The organism is Chryseobacterium paridis, assembly GCF_016595215.1.
GTDB lineage: Bacteria > Bacteroidota > Bacteroidia > Flavobacteriales > Weeksellaceae > Chryseobacterium > Chryseobacterium paridis.
Genome location: NZ_JAENHK010000008.1, coordinates 259,650 through 282,591, shown reverse-complemented (window position 1 = coordinate 282,591; position 22,942 = coordinate 259,650). Strand labels below are relative to the sequence as shown.

The 22,942-nt window shown below is 36.0% G+C and carries 20 protein-coding genes; 11 read left to right on the top strand and 9 right to left on the bottom strand.

Annotated elements, in window-relative coordinates:
* Nucleotides 1–91: 91 nt before the first annotated feature.
* Nucleotides 92–427 carry a TfoX/Sxy family protein gene (locus tag JHL15_RS09790; RefSeq protein ID WP_200245406.1) on the bottom strand — a complete coding sequence of 112 codons (336 nt, stop codon included), beginning with the start codon at nucleotides 425–427 and terminating at the stop codon, nucleotides 92–94.
* Between the two features lie 27 nt (nucleotides 428–454).
* Complete coding sequence (locus JHL15_RS09785) at nucleotides 455–1,165, bottom strand: DUF2071 domain-containing protein (protein WP_200245405.1); 711 nt, start codon at nucleotides 1,163–1,165, stop codon at nucleotides 455–457.
* 180 nt (nucleotides 1,166–1,345) lie between these two features.
* Here JHL15_RS09785 and JHL15_RS09780 point away from each other — a divergent pair, with 180 nt between their 5' ends.
* Complete coding sequence (locus tag JHL15_RS09780; RefSeq protein WP_200245403.1) at nucleotides 1,346–2,995, top strand: serine hydrolase domain-containing protein; 1,650 nt, start codon at nucleotides 1,346–1,348, stop codon at nucleotides 2,993–2,995.
* A gap of 15 nt (nucleotides 2,996–3,010) precedes the next feature.
* Here JHL15_RS09780 and JHL15_RS09775 read toward each other — a convergent pair whose 3' ends face one another.
* Together JHL15_RS09775 and JHL15_RS09770 are read right to left on the bottom strand one after the other, a co-directional pair.
* On the bottom strand, nucleotides 3,011–3,436 hold the full coding sequence (locus tag JHL15_RS09775) for an HIT family protein (RefSeq protein ID WP_200245401.1): 426 nt from the start codon (nucleotides 3,434–3,436) through the stop codon (nucleotides 3,011–3,013).
* A 93-nt stretch (nucleotides 3,437–3,529) separates the two neighbouring features.
* Nucleotides 3,530–5,905, bottom strand: coding sequence for a TonB-dependent receptor (locus JHL15_RS09770; protein ID WP_200245400.1), 2,376 nt, complete (start codon nucleotides 5,903–5,905; stop codon nucleotides 3,530–3,532).
* Between the two features lie 110 nt (nucleotides 5,906–6,015).
* On the opposite strand from JHL15_RS09770, the gene JHL15_RS09765 reads away from it, so the two are divergent.
* Complete coding sequence (locus JHL15_RS09765; protein WP_234047732.1) at nucleotides 6,016–7,683, top strand: histidine kinase; 1,668 nt, start codon at nucleotides 6,016–6,018, stop codon at nucleotides 7,681–7,683.
* Nucleotides 7,680–8,378: a LytR/AlgR family response regulator transcription factor gene (locus JHL15_RS09760; protein WP_200245398.1), complete on the top strand. Its 699-nt coding sequence runs from the start codon at nucleotides 7,680–7,682 to the stop codon at nucleotides 8,376–8,378. The genes JHL15_RS09765 and JHL15_RS09760 overlap by 4 nt, the downstream gene beginning before the upstream one ends.
* A 6-nt stretch (nucleotides 8,379–8,384) precedes the next feature.
* Here the strand turns inward: JHL15_RS09760 and JHL15_RS09755 are convergent, their stop codons facing one another.
* A complete protein-coding gene (locus JHL15_RS09755) occupies nucleotides 8,385–8,984 on the bottom strand; it encodes a DUF6624 domain-containing protein (protein WP_200245397.1) in 600 nt (199 codons plus the stop codon).
* 223 nt (nucleotides 8,985–9,207) lie between these two features.
* Here JHL15_RS09755 and JHL15_RS09750 point away from each other — a divergent pair, with 223 nt between their 5' ends.
* The 5 genes from JHL15_RS09750 to JHL15_RS09730 all read left to right on the top strand — a co-directional run bounded on the left by JHL15_RS09750 (nucleotide 9,208) and on the right by JHL15_RS09730 (nucleotide 14,700).
* Nucleotides 9,208–10,236 carry a rod shape-determining protein gene (locus JHL15_RS09750; protein ID WP_200245396.1) on the top strand — a complete coding sequence of 343 codons (1,029 nt, stop codon included), beginning with the start codon at nucleotides 9,208–9,210 and terminating at the stop codon, nucleotides 10,234–10,236.
* A gap of 165 nt (nucleotides 10,237–10,401) precedes the next feature.
* A complete protein-coding gene (locus JHL15_RS09745) occupies nucleotides 10,402–10,797 on the top strand; it encodes a DUF3574 domain-containing protein (RefSeq protein WP_200245394.1) in 396 nt (131 codons plus the stop codon).
* Nucleotides 10,798–10,944: 147 nt separating this feature from the next.
* The gene (locus JHL15_RS09740) at nucleotides 10,945–11,763 is read left to right on the top strand and encodes an AraC family transcriptional regulator (protein ID WP_200245392.1); all 819 of its coding nucleotides are present in this window, start codon (nucleotides 10,945–10,947) and stop codon (nucleotides 11,761–11,763) included.
* 68 nt (nucleotides 11,764–11,831) lie between these two features.
* Complete coding sequence (locus JHL15_RS09735; RefSeq protein ID WP_200245391.1) at nucleotides 11,832–12,953, top strand: agmatine deiminase family protein; 1,122 nt, start codon at nucleotides 11,832–11,834, stop codon at nucleotides 12,951–12,953.
* Between the two features lie 322 nt (nucleotides 12,954–13,275).
* Complete coding sequence (locus JHL15_RS09730; protein WP_200245390.1) at nucleotides 13,276–14,700, top strand: MATE family efflux transporter; 1,425 nt, start codon at nucleotides 13,276–13,278, stop codon at nucleotides 14,698–14,700.
* Nucleotides 14,701–14,838: 138 nt separating this feature from the next.
* On the opposite strand, the gene JHL15_RS09725 is transcribed toward JHL15_RS09730, so the two are convergent.
* Nucleotides 14,839–15,714, bottom strand: coding sequence for an alpha/beta fold hydrolase (locus tag JHL15_RS09725; protein WP_234047731.1), 876 nt, complete (start codon nucleotides 15,712–15,714; stop codon nucleotides 14,839–14,841).
* Between the two features lie 275 nt (nucleotides 15,715–15,989).
* Here JHL15_RS09725 and JHL15_RS09720 point away from each other — a divergent pair, with 275 nt between their 5' ends.
* A complete protein-coding gene (locus JHL15_RS09720; protein ID WP_200245389.1) occupies nucleotides 15,990–16,133 on the top strand; it encodes a bacteriocin-like protein in 144 nt (47 codons plus the stop codon).
* Nucleotides 16,134–16,159: 26 nt separating this feature from the next.
* Nucleotides 16,160–16,306 carry a bacteriocin-like protein gene (locus JHL15_RS21215; protein WP_234047730.1) on the top strand — a complete coding sequence of 49 codons (147 nt, stop codon included), beginning with the start codon at nucleotides 16,160–16,162 and terminating at the stop codon, nucleotides 16,304–16,306.
* Between the two features lie 199 nt (nucleotides 16,307–16,505).
* On the opposite strand, the gene JHL15_RS09715 is transcribed toward JHL15_RS21215, so the two are convergent.
* Nucleotides 16,506–18,176, bottom strand: a complete 1,671-nt coding sequence (locus JHL15_RS09715; protein WP_200245388.1) for a M61 metallopeptidase family protein — start codon at nucleotides 18,174–18,176, stop codon at nucleotides 16,506–16,508.
* 300 nt (nucleotides 18,177–18,476) lie between these two features.
* Here JHL15_RS09715 and JHL15_RS09710 point away from each other — a divergent pair, with 300 nt between their 5' ends.
* Nucleotides 18,477–20,309, top strand: a complete 1,833-nt coding sequence (locus JHL15_RS09710; protein ID WP_200245387.1) for a T9SS type A sorting domain-containing protein — start codon at nucleotides 18,477–18,479, stop codon at nucleotides 20,307–20,309.
* A 93-nt stretch (nucleotides 20,310–20,402) separates the two neighbouring features.
* On the opposite strand, the gene JHL15_RS09705 is transcribed toward JHL15_RS09710, so the two are convergent.
* Nucleotides 20,403–21,023: a DUF6134 family protein gene (locus JHL15_RS09705; protein ID WP_200245385.1), complete on the bottom strand. Its 621-nt coding sequence runs from the start codon at nucleotides 21,021–21,023 to the stop codon at nucleotides 20,403–20,405.
* Nucleotides 21,024–21,574: 551 nt separating this feature from the next.
* Nucleotides 21,575–22,594 (bottom strand): lipase family protein, encoded by a 1,020-nt coding sequence (locus tag JHL15_RS09700; protein WP_200245383.1) that lies wholly within the window; start codon nucleotides 22,592–22,594, stop codon nucleotides 21,575–21,577.
* Between the last annotated feature and the right edge of the window lie 348 nt (nucleotides 22,595–22,942).

Sequence of the window (22,942 nt, the reverse complement as noted above, 5' to 3'; positions counted from 1 at the left end):
AACAAGGGGAATTTATTAAAAGGTTAAATCAGTTTATGGTGATTGCTAAATAGATGTATCTTTTTCTGTCTCTTCTGTATATGTGCAGATATTACTTCTTTTTGGACTTCTGTACAATTTTATTGTAATCGAGACAGAGGTCTATATAATATTGAAAATCCTTACTTCGTTGATATCCCGCTTCACTAACAAAAATATATCCTTTAGCAATTCTTTCTCCATGTATCATCGGACGGCAATATATTTTTTCCAGTTCCAATTCTGCTTTTTCAGGATCAATTCTGCAAAGGATCTCATCATTACGAACCCCGACGCACAATTTATCATCTACCATAAAGCTTAAACCCTGAAACATTTTCTTCTCGATAACGTCCTTTTCATCGATCAATGCTTCCCGTATTCGATTTGCTAATTCTTCGTTGTACATAGTTTTGTATTTAATTTTACATATAGATCAAACTTTATCAGACATCATTTTCCATGTATGTTCGATATGGGTCATTAACAAAGCATTATCAAAAGCTATAGAACCTTTTGGAAAAACCTTCTCGTTTTCGTAAAAAGTAGATTTTAATCCTGATACTTCGAGAGGTTGCGTTTCCCACTTGTAAGTATTAAGCTCCAGCCCTTCAAATTTATTTTTATTCGGAGAATATCCCAGGTTCCCTTTCTCAAAAAAAGCAGAAGCCTCTTCCAACGTCCCGAATATGGAGTTTGTACTGAATACCTCTGTTTCTGTTGCATCGATTGAAGTTTCAAGATGATCTGAGCTCTTAAAATCAATATGGTAATTCTTATTTTCTTCCTTTACATTGAATTGAGCATGATAATGTTTACCCGGAAAAATACGTCCTCCTACAAGGCTGTTTATTCTGGATGAAGTATCTCTTCGCGGAATATAAACTCCTGTTTTCACTTCACCATTTTCATCCCATTCAACAGCAATCCGGTGGGCACCGTTTTCAGAACCAAAACCCACAAAATCAGGTAGCCCCAACGCTTTTATATTTTTAAGCCTGATCAGACAAATTCCAACAATTGCTTTATTTTTATACAGATGGGGTCTGAATGGAAAAGGAATCATTTTTTCTACAACTTCCGGATCAGCTGTAAAATTGATTAATATCCTTCTGTCTATATATCCATGTATTATTGGTAATTTCATTTTCGCCTACAACCTTTTAATTGATCTTGGTTGTACTAACAAATGTAATCCATTTTTCATCATAATTATCTTAATTGATCACCAAAAGGATATGACAAACTTTAAAGACAAATGTTAATTCTGTTCTATTTTGTTTCCGATTTTTAAGTGAAATTTGTACCAAACATTAATAACTACATTTTGAAAAATATCATTGTATTACTTCTTATTTTCTCTGCATTTTTTAATCAATTAGATGCTCAAAAGAAGAATGTATCTCAAAAATCAGGTTCTGGTAATGAACTCTATTCTAAAAATATAGGAAAGGTATTCTTTCTTTCATCTTTTAAAAATTTAAATCAGATTTCAAAAAACGATGTCCTTAAAAAATATACTTTAACCAATAAGAATGATCTTTATTTCGTTGCTTCATTCGATAAACCACTCACCCATTATAAGTCTGAACTGGATCCGAACACACCAAAAGACTCATTGTTTAAAAAAGGGAATTACCAATTTACATTGTGGGTAGACAATCATGAAATCTATCGAAGTAATCTTCTACCTGGAGCACCTTATCAGAAAGTACAAGACACCGCTTTGATACTTAACAGGCCACTGATTAATAATACCAACGGTCAGGGTACATGGAGCGAATCTTTTTGGAACAGATTTATGGCAAATGGAGGAGAGAAAGCATTGCAAGATGGCCAGCATACACTCCGTTTAGAAATCCGTGCTTACATTAATACAAATAATGAAACTAAAGTGAGTAATGTATTGGCAAAAGGGGAACTGCTTTTAAATGTTCTGCGACACCCTAAGATTGACACCAATCACATTACGCTTAATAAACCTTCTCCCTATAATGGTTTTGAAATTTCCTCTAAAAAATTCAATGAAAACAAAATAAAGGAGTTGAAGAGGTCTATTGATGAGGGTATTTTAAAAAAAATTAACAGCATTGTGGTCATTAATGATGGAAAATTACAAATAGAAGAATATTTCAATGGAGAGGATAGAAACACATTGCATGATCCAAGGTCTGTTGGTAAATCTTTTGCCTCAACTTTAATGGGAATCGCAATTGGTAATCATTTAATTAAAGATGAAAATCAAAAGCTGAGTGCTTTTTATGATTTAAAATCTTATCAATATCCAGCTGGCAAAGATAATGCAACCCTCCACGAGCTTCTAACAATGTCATCAGGGTTTGATGGTGATGATGGAAATGAGAACTCTCTCGGGAATGAAGAAAACATGTATCCAACCAGTAATTGGGTCAATTTTACAATGAATCTCCCTTATGATCCTGCCTTAAAAAGCAAGTGGCATTATTTTACTGCCGGGGTGATCGTTCTTGGAGATATCATCAACAAATCTGCTCCATCGGGTTTAGAAAAATTTGCAGAGGAAAAACTCTTTCATCCACTGGGCATTAAAAATTATAAGTGGCAATATACTCCTCAAAATATTCCAAACACAGCGGGAAGTATTCGTATGAATGCATTGGATTTCGCCAAGTATGGACAACTGTATAAGAATAACGGAATATGGGATGGAAAACAAATAATTCCTCAGTCTTGGGTTGCAAAAACACTCACCAGACAAGTACAGATACCCGATCGAAAAGAGGAATATTATAGTTATCTTTTTTGGAACAAAACCTTTACCACTGGCAGCAAAAAAGCGGAAGCATTTTATTGTGCAGGTAATGGCGGAAATTATATCCTGATTTTTAAGGATCAACCTTTGGTTATTGTCATCACAGCAAGTGCATATGGGCAAAATTATGCTCATCCGCAGATAACAGACATAATAGAGAATTTCATTCTCCCTGCCGTACTGTAACAATGTCAGGTAGTGTTATTCCATTGATAGCTTAATATTCCCGCAAATTTCATCAAGTTCCTCACGCTTGGGAAGTTGAGTATAGCTCTCATGGAATTTCAGGCCAAAACCATCATGACGAAATCTTGGAAATATATGAAGATGGGTATGGAAAACTTCTTGTCCGGCAGCCTCTCCATCAGCCAGAAAATAATTAATACCTTCTGATTGTATGGGTGATTTCCGGATTGCAAGGTTAATTTTAGCTGCTATATTGAACATTCTGGAGGTTAAATCCGTATCCAATTCCGCAATCAGTTCTTTATGTATTTTAGGTACAACCAATATGTGCCCCGGATTGACAGGTTGGATATCCATGAAAGCAATGACATGATCATCTTCATGAATTATACTAGCTGGAAGTTCTCTGTTGATTATTTTACAAAAAATACAGTCTGTCATAGGGCTCATTTATTTTTATAAAAATAATAAAACCATTCTGTATTTTTAGATTAAGTTTTTCAGAAAAAGCCATAAAAAATCATATCTATAGCATCAATTCCGGTTTCCACTTTTTGCCTGCCGAACACTTTGACTATCTTTCAAATTAAGTCGATAAACCAGTGTCAACCTATATCGTGCCGCATTAGGAATATTGGTCTGGTTGATGACATAATCCTGTCCGGTTGTCCTGCTGCCTAATTTTCGTAAATCAAATAGATTACTTACATCAAAGGTAACTGTTGCTTTGTCTTTTAAAAAAGTCTTGCTACATCCAAAATCAATGCTGTGGACTGCATTAGTATGGGTTTGAGCTGTAGCATTGGTACCTCTGAAATTATACAGTGTCTGGAAAGCAAGCTTATCCTTTAGTTTCACTTGCGCGCTTAAACGGGCAGTAAGGGTATTCCCGGAATAATCAAAGGACTGCCCCTTATACATTCCTCGTTTAGCATAATGAAATAAATTGAGCTCAGTATTTAATTGCAACCATTTAACAGGATTATAGAGAACTGAAAGCTCCAAACCACTGCGGGTCTCTTTATCTATGTTGACCGGCATGGTAATGAAAAGACCATCAGAATTCCGATAGGTATAGTCTTCTATCACTCCATTGTTTTTCTGATAATAAAGAGAAGGATTCAAGGTAAGTGTCTTCCAGCTTTTTAGAAAAGCAAGCTCAAATACATTAGCATACGAAGGATTAAGATCAGGGTTTCCAATATAGCGGGTACTCAGATCCGTGAGTTCATTAAAAGGATATATCATACCCAACGAAGGCCTGTTGATTCTTTTGCTGTAGCTCCCTTGTAAAGTTGCCCCTTCATTAAAACGATAACTTACGTTTAAGGTTGGAAATAATCTGCCATAATTTTTATTATTGGTATAGCTTCCGATCCGATCTTCAATACCAACACGTGTCAGTTCACCGCGTAAACCAGCCTGATAACTAAAAGCTTTCATCTTGCCTGAAAATTGTACATATGCACTACCAATTAATTCCTTGTATAAAAGATGATTGTCGATTTGGTCGATGATCTCCCAACCCGTAGCATTTTGCTGCTCTGCCAAAAAATCACTGCTTACCCTGCGATCTTCAGCTTTTAAACCAAATTCCAATGTAGAAATACTATTCAGTGGCTGTACCATATCTGTTTTAATCATCAGATCCTTACTTCCTCCGATTGAACTTGTCCTGATGGTTGGAAAGGTAGTGGGTAACGGAAAAACTCTGCCAGTGGCTAAATTCCATTCCTTATCACTATCCCAGAAATCATATTGCATATCTACAGTCAATTTCTTGCCTACACGATGAAAGATTTTGGTATAATTAAATTCCAATTGGTTATAGCTTCTCTTTTCCCATGATTCTCCATTGCGGCTCAGACTACTATCAATAGCACCTCTTTTGTCTGAATACAGGTAGTTCAGTCTTGTCTTATCATGATCCCGTGTCGAATTTCGGAGAAAGGCAGCGGTAATTGTATTATGATCATTAATCTGATAATCTGCGCCAAAATATAACAATTTGGCATTATCATGCCTGTTTTCATCCTGTCGCTGGTTCAGGTAAACCGGGGTTCCAGAAAGTCCGGTTGATTGCTGCATCGTATAAAGACCTACATAATCCGATAACCTCAAACCATAGGTAGCAAATAGATTGAGCTTATTAGATTTATAGTTCACGCTCGGACTAACACGGGTTTCATTAGGGATGCCACCCACCAAACGCATCTGTCCGCTGAAACCTGCTTTTTTATTCTTTTTGAGAATGATGTTGATAATTCCTGCAGAACCTGCAGCATCAAACCTGGAGGACGGATTGGTAATGACTTCTACCCGTTCTACCTGATCAGCAGGTAACTGTTCCAATGCGTTTCCTTGAGTTAATCCGGTGCGTCGCCCGTTGATCAATACCAACACATTGCTGTTTCCTCTTAAACTAATTCCACCACCAGGATTGACACTGATTGAAGGAACCTGGTTCAACAGATCAGTTACTGCTCCAGATTGAGAAAGGACATCCTTCCCGACTTCAAAAACTTTTTTATCAAGTTTTAAACTTACAGATCCGCGTTGCCCCGTTAATGCTACTTCTTGCAAGAGTTTTGCATCTGGTGTTAAGACTATAGTTCCAACATCTACTACTGCACCGGCATTGATCTGTACAAATTTGTTCATCGTTTGAAAACCAATTAGCTTATAGCTGATATTGTAATTTCCTGCCGGAAGGTTTTCCATTCGGAATACGCCCTTATTATCTGAAATACTGGCTGCCACTACTTTTTCCTCCCCATCTTTTAATGTTATGGTTACATAGGATATAGGTGTGCCTGGGCTTTCATGAATTATACCTGTTATTTGTGCTTGCTGCGCAAAGGAATATGGGGCAGTTATCATGATCAGAAAGAGTAATACAATTTGTTTCATGATGTAAAATTAGACCGAGGATATACTCATTCTTTTAGAAAACATGTGAACAGCTATATAGCCTTTCAAACTGCCATCCGGTTTTGCAAATTACCTTGTATATTTACATTATGCATAAGTTTATATTTTTGCTGGCGATGTTGAGTATATTGGCTCCATCCGTTATTCGTAATGAAGATCCCATACCTGTTTACAAAGTAGGTGATGATATCGCCTGGGCATCCAAAGATTACAATGATAAAGACTGGTCTCAGACTAGAGGTAATACAGCTGATCATATCTTCTGGTCAAGAACCCATTTAGACCTACGCCAGGTAGAAAATAATATTTTACCACTGGGTCTTCAGATCGAATCCTTTGGTTCCTTTGAGGTGTACTGGGACGGCGTACTTATCGGCAATAACGGACAAATCCCTCAAAATGGAAAACCTGAAATACCTGGTACGGAAAGCAGTTATTACAGAATTCCGGATCATCTGATCTCGCCTGGCTTTCATACAGTTGCTTTACGCAGTTCACAATCATTGCTTCCGCATGTCCAACGCAGCATCGGATTTAAAATAGATCCTTATAACTCCTTATTAACAAGACCTCTGGTTACCATATCCTACATGAACCTGATGGCTGGTGCTTTTCTTATTGCAGCCGTTTATTACTTTTTTCTTTTCCTGAACAGCAAACGCAGGCATTGGGATATACTGATCTTTGGCACAATATGCTTGCTTTTTTTCGCTCTACTCATTATGGAATATCTGAAATTCCATGTGGTAATCCCTTATTCTGAATTCTTTGTACGACTGGAAATTATCGGCTGGCTTACATTTGCCAACGCACTACTCGTCCCTGCTTATTTCATCATCCAGTTCAAGTTTAAAAAAGGTCCATGGTTATTGGCTGCTCTATTTGGAACACTGATATTTCTATATATATCAAATTATGGACACTATGATCTGACTGCCCGCCTTTATAGTCTTGCCATGCTGATCGCCAATTTTATTGTTGTCTTGAATGGTATCATTCAAAAGGAAAAAGGAGGCATTATTTTATTAGTTGGCCTTGTCATAAGTGCACTTGTGGGTAAGTTTGTATTGTATGATTATGGATTGTTTATCAGTTTTACAATAATTGTACTGTGTATGCTTTATCTGCATTCGATCAGAACCAGCGTTATTGAGGCCGAACATCAGAATGCCATACTCCTTTCCTCAAGGCTGCAACTGGAATTACTGAAAAAGAATATTCAGCCCCATTTTTTAAGAAATACCCTCACCTCTATGATGGATTGGGTAGAAGAATCACCAAAGGAAGGCGCTCGTTTTATACAGGCATTAGCCTCAGAATTTGATATCATGAACGAAATCTCCGAACAAACCCTGATCCCCATCACAAAGGAACTGGAGCTTTGCCGTCAGCACCTTTCTGTAATGGGTTTCCGTAAGGAAATCAATTATCAGTGGGAACAAATCGGAATAGACGAGACCCAGCTTATACCTCCTGCTATCATTCATACATTACTAGAAAACGGCATTACTCATAGTGAACCCCTTCCGGGAAATACAATAACTTTTGTACTTCATTATTCAGCATCGGAAAAAAGTCAGCAATACATGTTTGAAACTATTGCAAAGAACAGGCAGATCATAACAGACAGAACAGGAGGCAATGGTTTTAAATATATCAAAGCACGTTTAACCGAAAGCTATGGGAATAACTGGAAATTCAGTTCTGGTGCTACAGAAAAAGGTTGGATATCTACCATTCAAATTGTATTATCATGAATATAGTGATCATAGAAGACGAAGCGAGAATAGCCCGTCGCCTGCAACGTATGACAACCGAATTTTTTGGGAATAAGCCAATCCGGATTGTGGTATGTGATTCTTTGCAAAAAGGGCTTGATCAAATTACCCATCAAGTTCCTGACCTGCTTTTATTAGACCTGAATCTCAATGGAGATAATGGTTTCGAAGTATTGGAACATATGGTAGCAGCTTCTTTTCATACGATCATTGTTTCAGCTAATATTGATAAAGCAATTACCGCTTTTGCTTATGGAGTTCTTGATTTTGTCCCTAAACCTTTTGATCAGACAAGACTTTTTCAGGCATTGAATCGGTTTATCAGCCCGGCTATAAAATCGGACGATGGTATTAAATACCTAGCGGTAAAAAGATCCGGACAAGTCCGATTAATCAATATTAATGAAGTTATTTATATCAAGGGAGCAGGCATCTACACAGAGCTGTATCTTAAAAATGGGCAGCAGGAACTGCATGACAAATCACTTGAACTTTTACAGCAGCTTCTTCCAGATGGATTTGAGCGAATTCACAAGTCCTATCTGGTTAATCTTCAACAGGCTGATAAGATCGTTATCAGTACGGGCAGTCGATATGGGCTTTTACTTAAAACTGGAGAGCAATTACCCATAGGACGTTCAAAATATAAGGACCTCAAAAATAAAATGATCTGATATCGATTACTCTATCCAGCCTACTCTCTTTCGCCATTCATCCATATCTTTTTTTCTTTGATCAAGATCTTTAGGGGGCTTTTGATTTTCATTTTTTACGCGGTTCCGGATGAGTTGTGTTTGTTCTTCAAGTGTATTGAGCCCAATAGATTCTCTTCTCTTATTTACTTTCACTAAATCATCGAAAGCGTTTGGTGTTAATTCTTTCATGTCATTCCAATCAAATTGAGTCCCGTAAAGCTGTGGTTTTCCCTCCAATACAGCAATCCTATCTGTAAGATATGCTAAATGAACCTTGTCTTCTTTATATTCAGCGCCTATGTTCTTTAATAATTCAGCACACTTTTTCATAAAAGAAGGCCGTCCAATAGAATGCTGTATAATCAGCCATGCTGCTTCATGGGCTTCTTTGCCTACTTTATCAATGGTGGGATATCCGATAGTATCTATTATTTCATTTAATATTTTTGCATTCTTATTGTGAAGTACTTCCATTTCTACATTATACCCTTCTCCCAATTGCCCTTTTTGAATAAGCTGATTCCGAAATTCCAAATCTGCATTTTTTAGATGAATGATTTGTTCAGCAAAGCTTTTGTAATCCATGATTTGATTGATTTTAATTCTTCAGAAGAATTATCCTAAAATTAAGTAAATATTATTTTATAATCTCTTGTTTGTACAGTTATGTATAATGGGTATTTTTCATCACGCCTTTAATAAGTTGATGCAAATAATTAACACAATTTTAACTCCAAAATTGAGATCCAGAGGCCATTTTTTCAATACATAAAGCCGTACTTTGCAGCCTATAAAATAATGAAAAAAGATGGGGCTATTTGATATGTTTACACAGGAGATCGCAATGGATCTCGGAACCGCTAATACACTTATAATACACAATAATAAAATCGTCATTGATCAATCGTCTATCGTTGCTATTGATCGCACAACAGGAAAGCCTATTGCTGTAGGAGAACAAGCAAAACTGATGCAGGGCAAAACCCATGAAGACATTAAAACGATAAGACCATTAAAAGATGGAGTGATCGCAGATTTTCATGCTTCAGAACATATGATCAAAGAGTTTATTAAACTCATCCCGGGAATCAAAGGGAAATTTATTCAACCAGCCTTAAGAATCGTGATATGTATACCTTCCGGGATTACAGAAGTAGAAAAAAGAGCTGTTAAAGACTCTGCATTAAAAGTAAATGCCAAGGAAGTAAAGCTGATCTATGAGCCAATGGCAGCCGCAATTGGAGCTGGTATCGATGTTCAAAATCCCGAGGGAAATATGATTGTTGATATAGGAGGTGGAACTACTGAAATCGCTGTAGTTGCTCTTGGAGGAATCGTTTGTGATAAATCGTTAAAAATTGCAGGGGATGTATTCACGAACGACATTGCTTATTTTCTGAGATCATACTACAATTTATACGTAGGAGAAAGAACAGCAGAAAGAATAAAAATAGAGATAGGTTCTGCTTTAGAAGAACTAGATTACCCATTAGAAGATATTCCGGTTCAGGGAAGAGATTTGATCACAGGAAAACCAAAGGAAATTATGGTAAACTATAAGGAGATCTTCAAAGCGCTCGACAAATCTTTGATGAGAATTGAAGATGCTATTTTGGAAACCCTTTCCCTTACTCCTCCTGAACTTGCTGCAGATATCTATAAAACCGGAATTTATCTTGCCGGAGGTGGTGCCCTGCTTAATGGATTAGCTGATAGAATACACAGAAAAACAGGTTTGCCTGTTTGTGTTGCTGAAGATCCCTTGAGAGCAGTTGTTCGTGGAACTGGTATTGCTCTTAAAAACATCAATAAGTTCAGGTTTTTGATGAGCAGTTAATCAATTATAAAAATATGAAAAAGCCTTTAAAAACTAATATTTAAAGGCTTTTTTTAAAACTGAATATAAGGGATAAAATATCCTATCCCTATTTTATCCCTTATATTTGAATTATTTAATTAAAATTTTATATTTGTTGGGCAAAACTTATTACCTTAAATCCCAATGAAAACTCAAAAAAAACTGATACTCTCTACTATTTTAAGTGTAACACTAATTTCCTGCAGTACAATGCAGAGAACTGATCTATATTTTGGCACAAACATTCCCACTGGTGGTAATGTAACCCCTCAACAATGGAAAGCATTCACGGATGATGTTATCACTCACTATTTTCCGGAAGGATATACCGAATCAGATGCTGTGGGTAAATGGATGGATACCCAAACAAAATTGACGATATCAGAAAACACAAAAGTGGTTACTTTCCTTGGCAAACCAACGAAAGAAAGAAATGCAATGCTGGACAGTATTACGCAAAGGTATATTCGTAAATTTCACCAACAAAGTGTGTTAAGGGTAGACAGTAAACCAAAAGTGAAATTTATCAGTAAAATATAAACCATATTCCTTATTCCCTCTTCCTGAACTATTAGCTTGTGGTGAAGCTATATAAAAAATAATGTTCTGATTATGTGTCAGCTCAACTCTGCTATTCTTTTATTTTTAATTTATTTTAAGTAGCTTTCCTCTGAAATTATCTCTGTTATGGAAGACAGCCTGAACTGTATTTACAGGGTCATCAATTTTATTGAAAAAAATTACGATCAGTCCATTTCTGTGAAAGATCTGGAAGATGTTTCTCATTACTCTTACAGAAACATACAACGTATTTTTAAATATAGTTGTGGGGAAACAATAGGAGGATTCCAACAAAGACTGAAGGTAGAAAATGCTTATAAACTGATCCTTTACAGTAAGGAAAGTCTTACTTCCATTGGACTTGAAGTTGGATTTGCGAATATTGCCTCTTTCTCAAAAGCTTTTAAACAGCATTTTGGTATTTCACCTAAAGCGGCTAAGCTAAGCAAGGAAAAGTTACTTTGTGGACCAGATCTGGTTCCGGTAACATCTGATATATTGCTAAAACCAGAAATTATTTACCTTAAGCCTACAGAAATATATTATCAAAGCATTCACACCTACTACAACAACGAAGAAATTGAATTGCTGTGGGAAAGGTTTATGCAAAATGAATTTCCCGTTTCCGACACAGAATATTTCGGTGTAGTAGCAGATGAGCCGTTGATCAAAACTGAAATAAACTGCCGGTATGATGCGTGTTCTACTATCCAGGCAAAAAACAAAAAACTCCCTTCAAAAGCAATATTTGGTGGCAAGTATGCCCGTTTCGCTCACCATGGTGGCTATGAAACAATAGATGAAACCTACACAAAAATCTATTCCCGGTGGATCTTTCATTCCGGGCTTGAGTTTTCACATACACCCATCATTGAAAAATATGAAAAACATGCAACAGAAAACAAAGAAGAACAACTCACCTATATTTTGTTGCCTTTAAAGTAAGTTGTCAATTTCGGACAACTCTACGAGCATTTATCAATCTATTTTTGCCGTATCAAAATAGATTAATTATGCAAAAAAAGAAAATCACATTGTTATTATTACCTGCTTTTTTATTTTCCTGTAGTCAGGGAGAACTAACGGATAATTCAAATACAACAAGCCCTGATGCTATTGTTTACAAAATGCCTGAAGAATCAGCTCCACATGAGGGAACATGGCTTCAATGGCCCCATCAGTATCAATATGGTATTACTTATCGTAACCGATTGGATGCTACCTGGGTAGCCATGACCAAAGAATTGGCACAAAGTGAAAAGGTTCACCTCATTGCTTATGATGGTACAGAAAAAGAACGCATCATAGGATTATTAAATAATGCAGGAGTTCCACTCACCAATATAAGCTTTAAGTTATATCCAACCGATGATGTTTGGGTAAGAGATAATGGACCTATTTATGTAAAAGACAAAAATGGGCAGCTACTTATTCAGGATTGGGGATTTAATGGTTGGGGTAATAAAGCAGATTACAGCAATTGTAATACAATACCATCAAAAATTGCAACAGACACAAATATCCCCAAAATCAATCTTAATTCTGTAATGATTAATGAGGGTGGAAGTGTCGAAATTGATGGAAATGGAGTTCTAATGGCTTGTAAAAGCTCTATTCTTAATAACAACAGAAATCCTGGAATGACGCAACAACAAGCAGAAGCCATATTTACCAAGAATTTGGGAGTAACCAAATTTATCTGGTTGAATGGAAGAGCCGGCCGGGACATTACAGATATGCATATTGATGGTTTTGCCAGATTTGCAAATTCATCCACGATTATTACCATGAACCCTAATGACCTGGCTTATTGGGAAGTTCCGGACAGCGATATTGATAAATTATATATGGCAAAAGGAAAAAATGACACCCCTTATCAATTTGTTAAGGTTCCTTTGACAAGAAATGAGGTAGTGACCACTTATGGAAAAAATGTGGGAAGAGCTTCTTACATCAATTATTACATTGCCAATAACCGGGTTCTGGTACCTAATTACAATGATCCGAATGATGTGGTTGCCAACCAGATTATCCAGCAATTATATCCGGATAAGACTGTAGTTGGAATCGACTGCCGTAACTTATTCGCCAATGGTGGAATGGTACATTGTGTAACGCAACAACAACCACAATAAAAAATGGAATTGATATTGATAAAAAGAGCTTATTCATTTTGAATAGGCTTTTTTTAATTGAAAAGATCATTTCACGTTGAAACCTTTTGTTTATATCTAAAAAATTAAATTTCCGAAAAAAAATGAAACATTTTTACTCTTTTTTGTAACTTAATATCAAAAATAATTATATTTGTCGTTCAATCGCTACTGCATATGAAAGTAATAGTAGCCCTTGCCAGTGTGATCACTGCACAATAATTGGGCTTACCACATAAGACACTTTTAAGAACGAGGTCACTTCGTTCTATTTTTCTATTACTTACTTTTAATTTTTACATTTATGTCATATTATAAGAAAAACCAATCAAAGGTTTTACATTATTTTTCATTGTTAAAGCAGTCGTTACTTGGTGCTGAAACCGATTATACAACTGGTAATATCAATAAGGCGGTTATTTTACTGGCCATTCCCATGATGCTTGAAATGATCATGGAATCTGTATTTGCATTAGTGGACCTTTATTTTGTAGGGCATCTTGAAAACAGTAGCTATGCAATTCAAACAGTAGGCTTAACGGAATCCGTATTGACGGTCATGTACTCCATCGCCATTGGAATGAGTATGGCTGCCACTGCTGTTGTTGCAAGACGTATAGGAGAAAAAGATCCCGATGCAGCAGCTCATGCTGGTATGCAGGCGATTATCGTTGCTTTTACAGTGACATTTATTTTAAGTATTCTTGGTATTATTTATGCGGGTGACATTTTGCATATAATGGGAGCTACAGAAGAAACCGTTAAGGCCGGAGTAATGTTTACGCGGATCATGATGGGAAGCAGTGTGATCATCATGTTGTTGTTTCTGATTAATGGTATATTCCGGGGTGCAGGTAACGCCGCTATTGCCATGCGAAGTTTATGGATCGCTAATATCTGTAATATCATTTTATGCCCTATATTCATTAACGGATGGGGAGTGATTCCTGCATTCGGGCTGACAGGAGCAGCCTTGGCAACAGTCATTGGACGATCAATGGGGGTAGTTTATCAGTTATTCTGTTTATTTAATGGAAAACATCAATTAAAAATAAAACTGCCTCACTTTTATATTGATTGGCCTGTCATCAAATCATTGATCGGAATTGCAACACCGGGTATACTCCAGTTTGTTATTGGATCTTGTAGCTGGATTTTCCTTGCTGAGCTTGTTGCAACAACAGGTGGAGATCATGGTTCTGCAGGATATCAGACTGCATTGCGACTGATGATGTTCTTTATGCTTCCTGCATGGGGAATGAGTAATGCAGCAGCTACATTAGTAGGACAAAATCTGGGTGCGAAACAATTTCAACGGGCAGAAGACTCTGTACTGGCAACCGTAAAATACAATGTCATCTTTATGATTATCGTTACTGTTTTATTTCTCTTCTTTGGAGATTGGCTGGTTTCATTCTTTACGAATGACATTCAGATTAAAGAAGTAGCCCAAAGAGCTATGCGTATCATGAGCAGTGCTTTTATCTTTTATGGTATTGGTATGGTGATGATGAATGCCCTTAATGGAGCTGGTGACACAAAAACACCTACATGGATCAACTTTTTTGGTTTCTGGTTTCTTCAGATCCCATTAGCATATGTTTTGACCAAATATATGGAGATGGGACCAACGGGTGTCTTTATTGCAATACCAGTCGCTGAAACAGCAATTGCAATTGCGACCTTCATCTTTTTTAAAAGAGGAAAATGGAAAAACGTAAAAGTTTAACCTTTAATTTACTATAAAATTCTTGTTATAAAAACGGGGCAAATCAGTTGATTTGCCCCGTTTTGTTGTAATGAATCGCTGATATGAAAGAAATTACGCGCTATTATTTTAGTTTGATTATATTATGTATCAGATAAACTATTTTAAAAAATTATTAAGGTAATTCAAGATTGTTGAAGTCTGCATCATCAGGCTTACATGTCCCTGTCCCGGAACAATAGCCAATTGGGATTTTGGCATAGGTCCAAGGTCTGCAGAAACACCACCACCTAATAATTTGTAGGTTTTCATCAACTCAATTTTATCAAGTCCGTCGTTGTCACCCGCTATAATTAATACAGGTGCAGAAATTTTCGCAATATTAGCCTCACCCAAATCGAATGGCTCTCCCGCAGTAGCCATCATCTGTTCGAGGAACTTTGTCCATTTCGTTTTATCGGGTGCTACTGCATCATATGCAGCCTGCATAGGACTATTTGCAAACATTTCAGGTTTCATTTTCTTAAAAGCATTCCCTATTTCAGGGAGCCAGCCAGTATTTTTATAAGTAGCCGAAATGATCACTAAACTTTTTAGTCTTTTAGGACTTTGAATAGCAAACTGATACGCTACAGCCCCTCCAAAGCTATAGCCCGCAACATCGGCACTCTCAATTTTCAGGTAGTCCATCAGCCCTACTACATCGCTTGCTAAAGTAGCCTGTGACAATTTTCTTTCGGAAAACTCCGTATGTCCATGTCCCTGTAGCTCAACTGCAATTACTTTTCTGTTTTTTAATAATTCAGGGATTAATTGTCCCCAGTTTGTATCAATAGTCATAAAAGCACCATGCAATAGAATGAGTGGTCTACCCTCTCCATACACTTCATAATACATTTTAATACCATTTACAGGTACGTAGCCACTGCTGGAAGGCTTGATTTTTTGTCCGTATAATGATGAGTTGGTAAGCATCATAACAAAAACCATTAACAATGGCTTGAAGAGCTTATTGAATTTGATTAAATTTTTCATAGTAATATTTAGATTTTGGTTTGTATTTTAAGAGTAAGAGTTTCAAATCTTTTAAGCAAAATTATCCAGTTATGATGAAAGTGAGCTTGTCATAAGGCAAGATTTTATGTAAAGAATACGATCTTACTTTTTAATTAAATTATTTTCATCTACATACATTAAATAAAAACAAAATTAACAACATAAGAACTTATTAAATAAAAATATTTTATCAATAACTTAATTTTGATTAATAAAAATTGATTAATTTTAGCACAGACTAAACCAAATTTCTTATGAAAAATTTAAAAAAAATCAACAAACAGGATTTGAAAACCATTAAGGGCGGCATCAACTGTCCTGGTGGTCAAATATGCTTAATCAATGGTAAATGGCAATGCATGCCATTCGATGGATGCGGTGGTGGAAACCAGCCTTAATTTAACTTTAACCCAATTACTTTATTATGAAAAATTCTAAGAAAATTTCAAGAGATCAGTTAAAGAGCATTAATGGTGGAGCCGCGGGTTGCGCCGAAATATGCTGCCCACCTCCGGGAATAAAAAAATGTCCTTGGTTGTATTGCTACGCTCCATGTGAGATACTAAGTTAACAACTATAAAATGATCAGTTCTCCAATAATACAATTGTGAAGTCATTGACGATTTTCAGATTGAATTGGAGACTATTTCCTACAAAAAACCCGTGATTAACTAATATCACGGGTTTTTTACTTTTTTAGATACAATATGTCAAACTCTTTAATTTTTATGATCTCAATTTTTCTAAAAAACTCTCCTACTCTTTTCATTCTATCTGATGGTCGTCCATTTATATGCACTTGCTACCTCTGAACGGGGAGCATATGTAATTGGGATTACCTTACCGTTTCTTTTTACTTCAATGGTCAACAATTTTGAATAGCTCCGATATAATGGAATAAGATCTACAGCACTATTAATAATATCGCCTTCTTTTAATCCAGCTTTCGCAGCAAGAGAATTGGTTCTCAGATTTTTAATCTGCTCTCCTACCTTAATAGACTTTGGATACTCAAAACCTAGATCAAAAAATCTAGCCTTAACAGGTTTTCTTTTAAATTTTTCACCAAAAGCATTATCTACAGGAATAATTACATTCCCAGCCAACATACTTTCATAATCTGCTACTGCCCAAGCTCCAGCATCTTTCTTTAGCAGATTTGCCCATGAATCTGGATCGATTTTCTCGCCTCGCTTTTTCATGGAATCCATGGTATTAATCAGCGAGAGTACAGTCACTTTTGCCTTGTGCTGCTTTAGTTTGCCTTCAAGGTCAGCAAAATACATTGAACCTCTGGTATAAGGAGTGGTCCATGCATTGGTGCCCGACCACATTACCTTTGGTATCTCCTTATTTGGTGTACTCCTCAACTTGTTTGTATAATATTCTGCCACTTGCCCATTAACCACTTCAAGATACTTCTTTTCGTTAATCAAATGTGCATCGTATAATAATTTTACTGAAAGATAGTCGGCAATACCTTCTACATACCAATCTGTCAATCCATCATCATCAACTAGATCAGAAACAAAAACATGAATCATTTCATGGGCTGATAACACTTTTGTATCCTCATCATTCATTGACATTTGTTTGGGAAGATACAAAAGGAATGATCCATTCGTAGCTCTTCCACTTGACATCGGATTGCCATCGTAAGACCGGAAAAAATAATAAAAAGGTGAAGTGGGTGATCCATTGAGACTACCTCTAATTGTTTTATATGCTTTTTCATACCAATCCGCAGAAGCATTCAATTCACTATTTACTTCCTGTCCAAGTCCATACATACTAAACCCCATATTAGCTTTACTGCTTGCATGAGAATACAGACTACCCGCTAAAAATTGTGTTTCAAAAAGATCAACTATGGAGGTTTGAAATGATATATTTCTCCCAAAACCCTGGCTGCAAACAGCTTCCTGGCCATTGTTTAACATCCAATGGAGATTAATCGTAATTTTTTTTGAATGATCGGGGAATAATAAAAAACTCCCAATTGCCCCTGATAATCCATCACCCGCAGCCTGCAAATCTTTTACTGGTCCACTTTTCAACGCAATCCGGGGAGCTAATGGCACATAGTAAGAAACCGTTAAAGGTCCGCTTTGAGCCCGTAATGCACTCCAGCTCATGTAATCTGAATTATTAGACTTATCATTTGTCTGAAGTTTTAGAGGAAATGCACCCAGCCTATCTGTCACCCGCAAGTTGGATATAGTATCACTACTTCTTTGTAATGGATACATTTTATCATATAAAAATAATAATCGCTCCGTGTTGTTGCTAAAATCTTCAGACAAGGTGTATGTTACATCGATACCCGTGGGATTAGCTTTGTTGTCATATTTAAATTTAAGGTTGATCTCAGCAGATTGGCCATAGCCCAAATGCATACCTAACAAGAAGAAAAAGGAAATAATAATAGAACTTTGAAACATCTTGAATATCATTTTATAGTTTTCAAAAGATTCTCGATTGTGAATAATATTGACAACAAGTAATATACCACAAACGGTATAAAAAATTAAAAAACAATTAATTTAAAAAAATACATTAATGCAGCATATGGCCATCACTTCCCCTTCTTAAAAAAAAACGATTTCACAAGTAATTCCTATAAACAATTGCTACAAATTCAAATATTTAACTATGTAGCACATATTTATTCAATAAAAACACAAATAAACCAACAATGTTTTATATTAACTTTCTATTCAACAAATTAAATATATTACATTATGAAAAAAATTCTATTACTATTCTTACTTATCTTTTCGAGTAAGTTTTTCAGTCAGCAGATACCATATGCTACTTTACCAGAACCTCATTTATTATCTATAAACTATCTCAATAGTCTTTCAGAAAATAATATCCTGTATGGCACAACTCCTCCAAACTACAATGGGAAAACAATTATTTTTACCCACGGTTTTATAGGATCAACAGAATCATTACTTATCGGAAACTCATTGTATAAAAATGCATATAATGCGGGATACAAAACAGCTTTTGTTGCCACAAGTAGGTTTCTAGGTGATTGGGAAAATGGAGAAATTCTTGCGAGAGCAATAGATCAAGTAGGGAATTATTATGGAGCAAGTGTAATGACACTGATCACTCACAGTAATGGAGGGAAAGCTGCCGATGTTGCTCTACTTGAATATCAGAAAACAAATAGAATTGACAAAGTAATTACTCTGGGAACTCCTCATAGAGGAACCCAGCTTGCAGATTTTGCTAATTACCCAATGCTAAGCTGGATAACAGCTGCATTGCAATTGGGACCAGGATCACAATTATCTACTACTTACTACTGTGATAACTATTTCAGACCTTACATGGATAACCATCCTCTTAACAAGCCTGGAAAATACTACAGTTTAGGAGCATGGGGATATAGCAGAGTGCTTGGGTTGCTTTCTCCAGTAATAATTCCGGCAGGAACAATGATTACGACTTTAGGAGGAGGAAAGAATGACGGTGTCACTCCATTTTATAGTTCAACAAGACCTGGAGCAAAGCAAATAATGACAGACACCGATCCAAAAGGATATATTAACCATTTGGACATCATGGAAGGTGTTTATGTTTGGGATCAAGCTATAAAGCCCGTTTTGAATGGCCAGATTGTCAATAAAGGAACATCTAATAAAGAAATAAATTCTGAAAACTCAGAATTAAAAGCAGTCAGTAATTATCAGTTGTTTTCAAGTGAGGACCAGGAGAGTTTACAGCTAAGCAAAAATATTACTCATGTTCAGTTTGAAATTATTACCGAAGAAGTAAACGCTTCCGTAAACATCTTAAATCCGACGACAGGACGGATTGTTAATCAAATAAAACCATCCACAGCCGAAGGTAAAAGTAAAGATGGTGAAAGCCACTTATTATCATTAGATCTTCCTTTGACGGATCGAGAACTAAAATTGAATAGTACGTCTAAGTTCATCGCAATAGTAAAAGATGGAATTGATAGTCCAATGCAGTACAAAGTGACAAAGGACGGTGAGAAAACGTATCTGGAAGTATCTTTTCCTAATCTGACACAGGAAGAAAATCAAAAGGTTCTGCTTAAAAATAGCACCTATTTGGTATCAGATCTAAAAGGAACAAGATTAAAAGAAAGATCAGTGAATATAAACTTCAAACTTCAAAACAACAAATTTGTAGCAGATATTAGTAGTGAGCAAAGCGGAATTTATTCAATAAGGTTGGATGCCAGATTAGGAGATGGCACAAAAAGAAGCATTGTAAATGGTTTTGTTATGGCAAATAGTAAAAACACAACTAAAACTACCATAGAAAACACTCAAAAAAATATCACATTTAAGCTTGATAGTAATCCTGTTTCTCAAAGCACAAAGCTGGTAAGTAGCATCGAGCTTAGAGGGGATGTTGAAATCAGCATCTATAATTATTCCTCAAAATTATTAAACCATTCTACTGTAAAAGTAAACGGTTGGAAGAGTTTAGAGTTTGGTGAATATATCAAAGGTTTGGAAAAGGGTAATTATATCGTTAATGTAGAATATGGTAATACCAAGGAAAGTATAAAATTCATTAAAAAATAATTTTGTATAAAATAGAAGTAAGCCGGGGATTTCCCGGCTTTTTTAGTTTTATTAATTTTATAAATTATTAAAACAAAGAGAAAAATAAGTACTTTAATGCAGCTTATTGGAACTCGTATCAAGAACAAACTTAAGGCTTGCAAAATCCGTATCTGCTTCCACTAAAGTGCAAATTCCGTTGTTGTATGTGTATGTAGTCGTATTTCCGTTTGGCAGATCGATCCTGTATTTTTGGGAAGTAACCTTCTGAATAGGAATCATTTTTTGAAATTTCTCCGAAAAAACAGATTTTATTTTTCCCGGCTCATTAAAATACAGACTTGCTGTAGAACTGAAAATGGATTGTTTTAAAGAACCATTAGCTCCATCTTTGTCCGAAAGATTATAAAAACTTCCGTTCCAGGTAGCCGTATTGTTTACTTTTAGTTTCCCGTTCATTGTTCGGTATAGTTTGGCCTGCTGCAGAATATTCTGTTTAAAAGTGACACCCATTTTATCATAAATCTCAATACTGTAGAGAATTTTTACTTTAGCTCGGGATTCAAAAAGATATTCGGTGACATCATCTTTTAAAGAACGTTCTACACGGATATTACCGATAGTTTTATTGTCTTTTATAATCGAATAATTCAGATATTCTTTGCTGACCGGTGGTGCAATATCGGGTTGAAAATAATGGTACAACATGACCGAAAAAATCAGGAGTGCTTTCATAATAAAGATATTTATGATGCAAAATTAGATCTGGGAAAGGCTTGGAATGTTCCACAGGATAAATGCGAACCTTTTATTTAACAACAACATAACAAACTAAAAATAAATAACTTAATTACGAAACAACGTTCTAATTTATAATCCTGAACATTGTTTTTTTACATGCTAGACGTATAAGATGGGAATTTTTTAAAGTAGTAACTGAAATTAGAATTGAAAAATTCATATAAAAGCATTCCTGTATTGAAAGGAGTTGTAAACTAAAACAGTTAGCATTTTTGAAGATACTACCTACAGAAAAATAAAAAACCAGCAATTTTCACAAATTGCTGGCTTAATAAATTTCTAAGGTTTTATTTGTAGCGGACTGAAAGGAATAACAATCGAACGCCTAATACCTACTCTATTTTTTTTGCATACAAGTCTGGTGTTGCAAAGAGGCTTTAAATATGACGGAGTGTGTTTTTCCTCCGGGTATACCATAAGAACAGGAAAAGCCATCCAGGAGATCCCCAAAAAAAGGAGGGTGCCTTTTGAGACACCCTCCTTTATTATTTTTCTGTTACGGGCATACAATCTTTATGACCGCCAGCACCAACAACGTTGGGGTTTTTACTACTGTCCATCAGGTACATATAAACGGACAATTGATGTGCACATTCCGAACCAGGTCTAACATGTTTATAATCATTAGTAGAATCCACTTGAAATTCTTTACCAGGCACATGTAAACAACGATTACCCTTGATACTAGGCCAGTCAGGAAGTGTAGGAACCTCATCGGCCCTGTTATAACTTCGAACTATGTTATTTTCTTTAATTAGTTGGGCAGCCCAGGTAATAAAATTAACGTTTCCTACCCTTGGCGATGCAAAGGTAAAGAGGCGGACATTATCCCTGCCTTTCAAGGTTGCCAGTGCAGCAAAATAAGTAGCCATTGTAGCACCCAGACTATATCCTATAGCTGTTATATATTTGGGCGCGTTCCCTCCAAAAAGGACGCCCGGATTTCTTGCAAACTCAAATAACGAAGCCCGGCCAGTATTTCCACTATTCTTCAGCGGTACAATCTGGGCCTTTTTCAACATCTCATGAAAGCCTTGTGGGATCTTGCATTTACCCACATCGTCATACTCTATGAAGGACTCCTCTGCAAATCTTTTATCTTCATATGCTTCAAAAAGAGTTTGTGTACCACGAAAGGCTACCACGCAAATCGGATTTTGAGGATCGGTGGGATTTGCTTCCATTGCGATATAACCATAGTAGGATAAGTACTCCTCTGGTAATATTACGATCTCCTTGCCGTCCATCGTGGCCACATTTTCCTTAACCTGTATTGTGTATTGTATATTGAAATTAGCCAAAAAATCAACATCTCGCACAAGGGCAAAGCTAGGATCGTTATATACTTTATAATATGCTTCCTTATCAGGATAATAGTCCTGGTCCGGCGGAGCATATTTACCAACACCGACCGCCATTTGAATAGCGCCGGCATACTTAAGGGCATTTACTTTGTCAGATTCAGTAGCAACACCTGCTACCGTTGGTTTTTCTTGTTGTTCCATAGTATATTAGTTTTTATTGGTAAAGAATGAAATTTGAGGTATATGAAACCTGAAATCAACACTTTTCCATAATCTAAATTTATATATAATCTGGATAACCTACACTATTAAAAGTTAATAAATGTCGAACTAATGCATTCTAAAATCAAGTCGTTAAATATTCCTAATATTTGATTTACAGCATTTAATCTCAATTCTACGACATTTTTTTTGAGATTTAAGAGTGCCACGATTTTGCTACAACTTTTTGAGCATTTTTGAAAATTTTGAGTATATCTCCAAAAAAACAAAAAACCTACAATTTTTGCAAATTGTAGGTTTAATAGATTTTTAAGTTTTACCTCTTAG

Excerpts from the sequence above, each read along its gene's own strand:
- JHL15_RS09750 (WP_200245396.1), top strand. The coding sequence starts at position 9,208 with ATGGGGCTATTTGATATGTTTACACAGGAGATCGCAATGGATCTCGGA.
- JHL15_RS09700 (WP_200245383.1), bottom strand. The coding sequence starts at position 22,594 with ATGGAACAACAAGAAAAACCAACGGTAGCAGGTGTTGCTACTGAATCT.
- JHL15_RS09745 (WP_200245394.1), top strand. The coding sequence starts at position 10,402 with ATGAAAACTCAAAAAAAACTGATACTCTCTACTATTTTAAGTGTAACA.
- JHL15_RS09720 (WP_200245389.1), top strand. The coding sequence starts at position 15,990 with ATGAAAAATTTAAAAAAAATCAACAAACAGGATTTGAAAACCATTAAG.
- JHL15_RS09790 (WP_200245406.1), bottom strand. The coding sequence starts at position 427 with ATGTACAACGAAGAATTAGCAAATCGAATACGGGAAGCATTGATCGAT.
- JHL15_RS21215 (WP_234047730.1), top strand. The coding sequence starts at position 16,160 with ATGAAAAATTCTAAGAAAATTTCAAGAGATCAGTTAAAGAGCATTAAT.
- JHL15_RS09715 (WP_200245388.1), bottom strand. The coding sequence starts at position 18,176 with ATGTTTCAAAGTTCTATTATTATTTCCTTTTTCTTCTTGTTAGGTATG.
- JHL15_RS09740 (WP_200245392.1), top strand. The coding sequence starts at position 10,945 with ATGGAAGACAGCCTGAACTGTATTTACAGGGTCATCAATTTTATTGAA.
- JHL15_RS09705 (WP_200245385.1), bottom strand. The coding sequence starts at position 21,023 with ATGAAAGCACTCCTGATTTTTTCGGTCATGTTGTACCATTATTTTCAA.
- JHL15_RS09765 (WP_234047732.1), top strand. The coding sequence starts at position 6,016 with ATGCATAAGTTTATATTTTTGCTGGCGATGTTGAGTATATTGGCTCCA.
- JHL15_RS09785 (WP_200245405.1), bottom strand. The coding sequence starts at position 1,165 with ATGAAATTACCAATAATACATGGATATATAGACAGAAGGATATTAATC.
- JHL15_RS09735 (WP_200245391.1), top strand. The coding sequence starts at position 11,832 with ATGCAAAAAAAGAAAATCACATTGTTATTATTACCTGCTTTTTTATTT.
- JHL15_RS09710 (WP_200245387.1), top strand. The coding sequence starts at position 18,477 with ATGAAAAAAATTCTATTACTATTCTTACTTATCTTTTCGAGTAAGTTT.
- JHL15_RS09770 (WP_200245400.1), bottom strand. The coding sequence starts at position 5,905 with ATGAAACAAATTGTATTACTCTTTCTGATCATGATAACTGCCCCATAT.
- JHL15_RS09725 (WP_234047731.1), bottom strand. The coding sequence starts at position 15,714 with ATGAAAAATTTAATCAAATTCAATAAGCTCTTCAAGCCATTGTTAATG.
- JHL15_RS09755 (WP_200245397.1), bottom strand. The coding sequence starts at position 8,984 with ATGGATTACAAAAGCTTTGCTGAACAAATCATTCATCTAAAAAATGCA.
- JHL15_RS09730 (WP_200245390.1), top strand. The coding sequence starts at position 13,276 with ATGTCATATTATAAGAAAAACCAATCAAAGGTTTTACATTATTTTTCA.
- JHL15_RS09760 (WP_200245398.1), top strand. The coding sequence starts at position 7,680 with ATGAATATAGTGATCATAGAAGACGAAGCGAGAATAGCCCGTCGCCTG.
- JHL15_RS09775 (WP_200245401.1), bottom strand. The coding sequence starts at position 3,436 with ATGACAGACTGTATTTTTTGTAAAATAATCAACAGAGAACTTCCAGCT.